General features: G+C 54.8%; 9 protein-coding genes. All 9 read right to left on the bottom strand.

Going from position 1 to position 6970, the window contains the following annotated elements; genetic code table 11:
* The coding region (locus C1949_RS19010) for a restriction endonuclease (RefSeq protein WP_104739939.1) at window positions 1-830 on the bottom strand (830 nt) is incomplete at its 3' end.
* Between the two features lie 99 nt (window positions 831-929).
* The gene (locus C1949_RS19005; protein ID WP_146040363.1) at window positions 930-1439 is read right to left on the bottom strand and encodes a hypothetical protein; all 510 of its coding nucleotides are present in this window, start codon (window positions 1437-1439) and stop codon (window positions 930-932) included.
* Window positions 1440-1533: 94 nt separating this feature from the next.
* Entirely contained in the window at window positions 1534-2013 is a 480-nt protein-coding gene (locus C1949_RS19000) for a GNAT family N-acetyltransferase (RefSeq protein WP_229744512.1), read from the bottom strand.
* 73 nt (window positions 2014-2086) lie between these two features.
* On the bottom strand, window positions 2087-2596 hold the full coding sequence (locus C1949_RS18995; RefSeq protein WP_104739941.1) for a DUF6653 family protein: 510 nt from the start codon (window positions 2594-2596) through the stop codon (window positions 2087-2089).
* A 201-nt stretch (window positions 2597-2797) separates the two neighbouring features.
* A complete protein-coding gene (locus tag C1949_RS18990) occupies window positions 2798-3304 on the bottom strand; it encodes a TFIIB-type zinc ribbon-containing protein (RefSeq protein ID WP_229744514.1) in 507 nt (168 codons plus the stop codon).
* Between the two features lie 159 nt (window positions 3305-3463).
* Window positions 3464-5317 (bottom strand): M48 family metallopeptidase, encoded by a 1854-nt coding sequence (locus C1949_RS18985; protein ID WP_104739940.1) that lies wholly within the window; start codon window positions 5315-5317, stop codon window positions 3464-3466.
* A gap of 166 nt (window positions 5318-5483) precedes the next feature.
* Entirely contained in the window at window positions 5484-6101 is a 618-nt protein-coding gene (locus C1949_RS18980) for a LysE family translocator (protein WP_104739936.1), read from the bottom strand.
* A gap of 49 nt (window positions 6102-6150) precedes the next feature.
* Window positions 6151-6624 carry a GNAT family N-acetyltransferase gene (locus C1949_RS18975; RefSeq protein ID WP_104739935.1) on the bottom strand — a complete coding sequence of 158 codons (474 nt, stop codon included), beginning with the start codon at window positions 6622-6624 and terminating at the stop codon, window positions 6151-6153.
* Window positions 6625-6699: 75 nt separating this feature from the next.
* Window positions 6700-6970: glutathione binding-like protein (locus C1949_RS18970; RefSeq protein WP_211287220.1), on the bottom strand; the 271-nt coding region annotated here is incomplete at its 5' end.

The following is a 6970-nucleotide window of genomic DNA, read 5'->3' as shown; positions in this document are numbered from 1 at the left end:
CCACCCGCTGTAATAGCGTGACGTCCACATTTTGTGCATTCAATAAACCTGTATGGCATGTCGATCTGCATTCCATCGCGGTTGGAAAGCGGCTCGGCTGGTGCCTGCGGCTGTGGTGCTGCTTGGCGTCGTTCGGGTTCTGCTACTGGGGTGGTCGGGTTGTGACGGACCATGAGGCGTTTTAGGCCTCCGCCGTCGATCAGCTGGATATTGCGCCCCTCGGCGAAGGCCCTGGCCTCTGCTGTGAACTGGCCGGAGGTGACGACGTAACCACCCACCGCGCCCTCGGCGGCCATGGCGCCGAAGAATTCGCGTACCACCGGTACGCCGACTTTCAAAGAGCGCCAGTGTTTGCATTGCACCAGGTATTTTTCGTTGTGCTTGCGCAGGATCAGATCTACGCCGCCATCCGGGCCGTTGCCGCCGGTTTCGGTGATGCTGTAGCCCTGTTTGCGGAAGGCTTCGCCGATCAGCTGTTCAAACTGCTGCCAGCTGAGGCCGTCGATGGTTCTGGCCGGTTGGGTGGCGGTTTTGACACTGTCGAATAGGTGCTTGCGTTTGCGGCGTGCGGCAATCGAGCCGATGGCACCGAGGAGGCAGCAGAACGGGATCAGGTACTGGCCAAACATGGCGAGGGTACGCCACAGCTGCGCGGTGAGGATGCCCCCCATGTCGCCCGGTTTGAGCGCGACGGGTGGTGCAACGGGTGCGGTGGCGATGGGGTGCAGAATCAGCCAGCTAACCAGCGCGATCAGCAAGCTCGCCCACCACGGCAGGCGGGACAGAACGACGATGAAATCTTCGACAGCAGAGGTACGTTTGCGCGCCATCCTTGGGCTCCTGAAACCGGCTCAATGCCATGTAGCGACGTTAATCCCATCATAGCGTCAGGTAAAGCAGCTTTTCCTAATCAGCGACCATGACAGCGCCTAGCGATGGGCCGCTTCGACCAGCAAACGTTTGATCCTCGGCTGCAGAAACCAGATCCCAACCACTAGGAACATGAACATCATCGTTGCTCCACCCCGAGAACGCTGATGCCCCAGCGCAGCCGCCTCGCATGCAACCAGCTTTTGCGCAACATGCGCGCTGGTCAGATACAGCAAGGGAAAAAACAGCGCGATGAAGGCGAACCATGCAGTCCATGTCTCAGCGGCTTGCCCATTTGGGATGAATACGAGGATGACGAGTAACGCTACCAGCATCGCGGCAAACCGATTTTCAGTGCCACTGGATCGAAATCCACAGTGCCGTCCCAGATCCACATTCAACTGATATAACCACGCCAGCTGCAGGGCGTTAGAAAAATCGGCAAGAACTGTTACCACCGCGTGTCCTGCAGGCGTTCCACCCACAACCATATCAGCGAGCCACCAAACACCGAAAAACAGAAAAAACAACGTCCAAGCGGATGCACGATACAGCTGTCTTAACGCCACAGAACCACCCTCGTTCTACACAGCAATATCGCCGATCGCGGTTTTCAATATACTTTCGCGCCCTTGGTAGCAGACTGCCGGGCAGCGTTGTCCCCTACAAAGGCGTATTTCTCGCCACCATAAACACCTCATCAGCAGAATACAGATCACTGATGGTGGCGACGACCGCAGCCCCAAACGCATCGCGGTAAAGACGCTGCGCGTGGTTGTCGGCACGGGTACTAACGACAATGTGCTTCAACGTCGAGCCCTGCTGCGCAAGCGCTGCTTTGACCATCGGCAGCGACTGATCGATCAACGCCCGGCCCACTCCCTGACCGCGCAGATCGGGCAGCACCGCAATCTGATCAAGCTCCAGCACGACCTGATCCCGAAACCCGCTCTTCTGCGCCCAAAGAATGTAGCCCACCACCTTGCCCTGCTCTTCTGCAAGGTAACAGAGAAAACGCGGGTGGGCGTTGAGCGTTGCGGTCAGCCATTCAATAGAGAGCTTCTGGCGGGCAAAGGCTGAACGGTGGACAACGGCGGTAGCAGAGAGGTCAGCTGGAAGCATGACGCGAATCTTAATATCCATTCACATGTTTCCAGTTCAGGCGAACGCACAACCTACCAACCCGCTGCGACGAGGGAGGCTTAACGTTCATACGTCAATATTCCCACTTCCGATACTCTTCGGTTTCTGACTTCATTGACTCATAGAGCCAGACCATGCGATCCAGGTACCAGCTTTTCCCAAGGTACGCCAAAGCGACCCCGAGTACGGCCCCCCAAACCGAATAGTAGACAACTGCCCAGATGGAAAGGAACATCCCCATCGCCGAAATAAAATTGAGGATGCTGTATAGGTAAGTGACGTGAATATCCGGGATAGGCACTTTATCCCTATTGAGATAAACCCTCTCCCCCAACACTGATTTGGATGCCCAGTTTTTTGTTGATTTGGGTTTACTAAAAAAAATGGGATTAAAGAACATCCACGAAATGGCGAGCAGACCTGGAATCAAACACCACCAGCCAATCCAGATACGACTCCAGAAAGCGAGAACGATCAAAGGCAAGACAGAGTATCTTGTATACACGCTCCAGGGGTTGGCGTGCTTCATCCAATTTTCATCAGTTAACAAAAAGAAGCTTGCCACTTTTCTTTCGAGTGTCACCTTGGCCCTCACCAGTCTCCAATAACGCTACGATCCCTGTTCCTAATAAAACGTACCAGCAGGTAAAAAACATCCCCCCCCCACAAAACCCAAATTCACTGAGAAGATAGCAGCTCCTAGAGGCCCCCTGGATCGCCGGTCAATAGCAACAGCTTGCGGATAACTGACAGCCGTGTGGTTGGCTACCAGAAATCCCCCTGCTCACTCAATCGATAGAAAATGCAGTATCTGTGCTCGGTTCGCCGTTGAAGCCAACCATTTCTTCACATCGACTGCCTTTTCTGCGTCAGCATGACCAACCAGCCGTGTGAGCCTTTCAACACGGTCCAGTTCGGTTCGCTCCATGCGAACCCGCCGCTGCCACTGATCAGAAAAAACAGCCGGCAGCTTCTGGGCCAGCTCGAGCGCCTTTAGGGTGCTCCATTCTCCACCGTCCAGCCAGGCTTCATCGCAGTTGCCACACAGATCAAGCCGCGTGCCCACTGAGCCGGCAATTGAATACTTGGTCATGATCCGGCTGCATTTTGGGCAACACAGTGCCGCCTTTGCGTCCTGCTCATCGGATAGCTCATTGGTGGTCTGTTCGGGAGATGGCAGCGTCGCCCTCTCTGCCCAGTCACGGTAGTACAACAAAGAAAGAAGCGCTCCATCACACGCCGGACACCCCATCGCAGGCAGCCCCTCTTCCAGCTTTGCGGGCTTGAGCACCTCATTTCTACACTTTGGACAATGCACTCGACCTCCAAATTTTATGACATTTAGTTCAGCAGCCAGGGCAGAATGAGTGCTGGCAGCGTTATGCTGCTCTGCCAGCCAACTCAACTCCCACTTAGCACAACCGCTATAACAGACCGCGCCCAATCCATCTCAAAGTACTTTCGTCCCACGCTTCCAGAAGAACTTGCGGCCGAAACGGTAGTTGTCGCCTTCCACGTTCAGAACAAACACTTCGCCCGGCAGGGAAACGGTATCCACAATGCGTTGAGCAAGCGCCTTGGTCCTTTTGCGATTGCGCAGCCCCCACCACGGCGTGCAGCAGTAGCCGAGAACATAAAGCGGGTGCTCGGGAAAAGCCTCCAGCCGTTTGCGCAAGAGATAAACCCGAGTCAGCCCACGAATACCCTTCAGTTGCGCACGTAGCGTCGCGAGCTGTTCAGCATCCAGCCCATGCGGATCAAGCTTGTCCTTCAAGGTAATCTGCGCACGTTCGGCTTGCGCGCATTGAAGCAGGTGGTGGCGCTCAACAAGCTTCGCGTGCCATTCATGGGCCTGCTGCTCCTGCCCAATGCCCCAGTAGTAGTCACGAAGCAGTTCGTATCCGTTGAGCCGTGCGTCGTCATCCAGTTCGATAGCCCGCTTAACCAGCGCCACGCCGTCAGGGTCGTTCCGCTGCAGCAACCGCGCGCCCAAGGCATAACAAGGTATGGGATGATCAGGCGAGGCTTTCTGCAGCGCGCGAAACATTGGCAGTGCCGCATCGGCGCCGTCGCCAAACTCCTCGGTCAGGCACGCATGTTCATACTGCCGCTGATCCGTCAGTTCAACGCCACTGGCAATCTCCGCCGCCAACTCGGCCAAGCGCGCACGCCCTTTTTCGGCAGTCTGGTAGCGCTCCTCCCAGGCAGGCAGGATGCTCTGCTCCCAGCGTGAATCAAGCTCCCCGGTCACAACCGAAAGCGAGTCCCCCAGCAATTTGTCCGCCCTGTCCTGCTCGGCAGGCAGACTCAGCTGTGGCGCTTGATCAAGCGCTTTCAGGCGGTCAGCAAGCGCCGGATGCGTATCTTCCGAACTGGTTTTGCGGTCAAGGGCTAGCGACACCCACTCCTGAACGGGTTGATCTTCCAACCCCACAGAAACCTTGTCGGCAAGGCTGCCATACGGGGCAAAAGCAGGACGCGGCAAGTCGCTGGCACTCCGGTGGATATCGGCCCAATAGCGCTCATCCAGATAGCGACCAACAACGTTAACCGCCGTCAGCGCTTCAGCGATGGAAGAAGGCGATGTCAGGCGCGCTGCCGCAGCATCGGCCTCGTATTCGTTCGCCCGAGCCAGCGGAAACGAATACGCCGTGAAATAAGGCACGTACCAATTGAAAAAGCGGCGAAACAGAAAGGTACCGAAACGACCTTCGGAGGTAAGCGAGGACATCAGCGTATGCCAACTGAGACGCAACCGGTAGATCCAGTTGGAAACCCGGCCGTGGCCGCCAGCCAGATGGCCAAATTCATGGGCAAGCACGGCCCTGAATTGCTCCACACTGAGGGTTTTCATCAGCGGCAGGCCAATCACAAGATAGTTGCGATGCCAGCCGAAGATCCCCAATCGCGGGGTCTGTACTACGCAGGCATTGAAGTCATGGGTCACTAGCACCCGGTGAAACCGGGGCGCCTTAAGGCGTCTACGCAGATCATCGATCATCGCAAACAGAGCGGGGGCTTCTTTCCGGGTCAGCCGTCGCCCCTCTGGCGCCTCAAGTTTCACCCAGAGTGCCTTGAGCACTGCCCAGATGAGAATAAGCAACGGAATTGCCAGCTTCAGGCCGATACCTTTGAGGACCGCCAGCGACAGCAAGGTCATCAGCAGCAACCCGATCAACATAAAGGTAATGTAGCCATATCCCAGCAGCGCCAGCATCAGCACGCGCATCTTGTACAGCAAAGGGCGGCTCACCGCCTGACTTTCAAGGCGCGCAACCAGCGCGTCAAACTCGTCGTTGGTCATGTCCATTGACACCGTTTTGTTGTTCCGACAGCAAAGATACCGGTAACTGACTGGCTGAGAAAACTACCTTTTCCCGCGAGTCGGAGTAAAGCAAGGCATAGCAGAGGCTCCGCTGGTACAGCACATCGAGCGTAGCGGCGTCCTGGCGGCGAGCTACAGCGCTTGGTTAAACCCGCTCACTCAGTGCCAGCTTAAACCCAAGTGCCGCGAAGCTGGTTGCAAAAATTCTCTGGATAACAACACCAGCTCTATCAGATTTCATAATGTAGGCAGCAAACAAGCTCGATAAAAAACCATACATAACAAAAATAACAAAAGTCATTAGCATAAATACCGCGCCCAATAAAAGCATGCTATTCAACGCATTCTCCGCCGCACCAGGAACAAATTGAGGAAGGAACGCCAAAAAGAAAATTGATAACTTGGGGTTCAATATATTCAAAAGAAAACCTTTGACAGCGATACTTGAAAAGCCGCCGCTCGCGCCCCCTTCAGCAACCTGCAGCGGCGACGGAGATCGCCACATCTGCCAAGCCAGATACAGTAAATAAACCACACCAACATACTTAACCACTTGGAACGCAACAGCACTAGTATGAAAAACTGCAGCAAGCCCCAGACTGCTCGCCAACAGCGCTGGAAGAATACCTAGAGTGCAGCCCAGTGCAGCTATAAAGCTGGCGCGTTTGCCGGAAAACAGACCAGTGGCAACAGTGTATAGGACACCGGTACCCGGAATAAGAACAACGACTAGCGACGTCAACAAAAACTCGAAAGACAGCATGATAGTTTCCTTTCAGGGCATGATCATTAGCCAAGCGTGTCTCCACACACTAGCCCCTAGGTTTCTGGACCCTTAGCAAATAACTCGTGTACCGCTGCCCAAACATTTCACTCTCGTAAACACGAGACGCCATTTTCTTGAGAAATTTGTATTCAGGGCGCGTATTGAATAAATGAAGCGCAACCTCTCTGTGCCCCAGCTCAGACGCCCATTCCATCACATCCTTGAATACAGCAACCCCGATCCCCCAGAACAATGGATCCAACACAATCGCCAGCTCATAGCCACCGTTTTCGTACTGAATACCACACCAACCCGCGACGTCACCGTCAACCTTGATCCCTCTAACCTTACAGCCAGCCGTCATATCCACATCTACCTTAGAGGCAATCCAGGCCTCTAAGGTAGCCTCATCAAATGCGTCGTGAGAAACAAGATGCTTGCGAACCCTTTCCTTGTTCACAACGTCAAGCAGCTGCGTACGATTCAGCTCCTGAAAGGCGATGTACTCAACACCACTCATAACTTAGCCCTAGTCATAATCTAGCTCCCGCAATTGCAGCATATGAGAGGTACTGCAAGTGATCTCTCTGGCAGCCTACGAGGGCGTTGCGGCACTCCAGTGATCAATAGTGATGTGCCGTGGCTGTTCACGCACTCGTTGCAGCCAGGCGACTACTGCCGGGTACTGCGACAACTCAAAGCCGCCCTCTCCTGCTACATGCGTGTATGCATAGAGAGCGATATCGGCGATGGAGTAACGCTCACTGACGAAAAAAGTATGACTCGCCAGATGCTGATTCATTACAGCCAGGGCCTGATTTCCTGCACGCTGCTTTTGCGTCAGTAACTCCGTATTGAAAGGCGTT

The sequence above is a fragment of the Halopseudomonas oceani genome (assembly GCF_002903165.1).
In the GTDB taxonomy this organism is placed as follows: domain Bacteria; phylum Pseudomonadota; class Gammaproteobacteria; order Pseudomonadales; family Pseudomonadaceae; genus Halopseudomonas; species Halopseudomonas oceani.
Note: the sequence above shows the minus strand (reverse complement) of the source record. Positions and strands in the feature narration are given on the sequence as shown.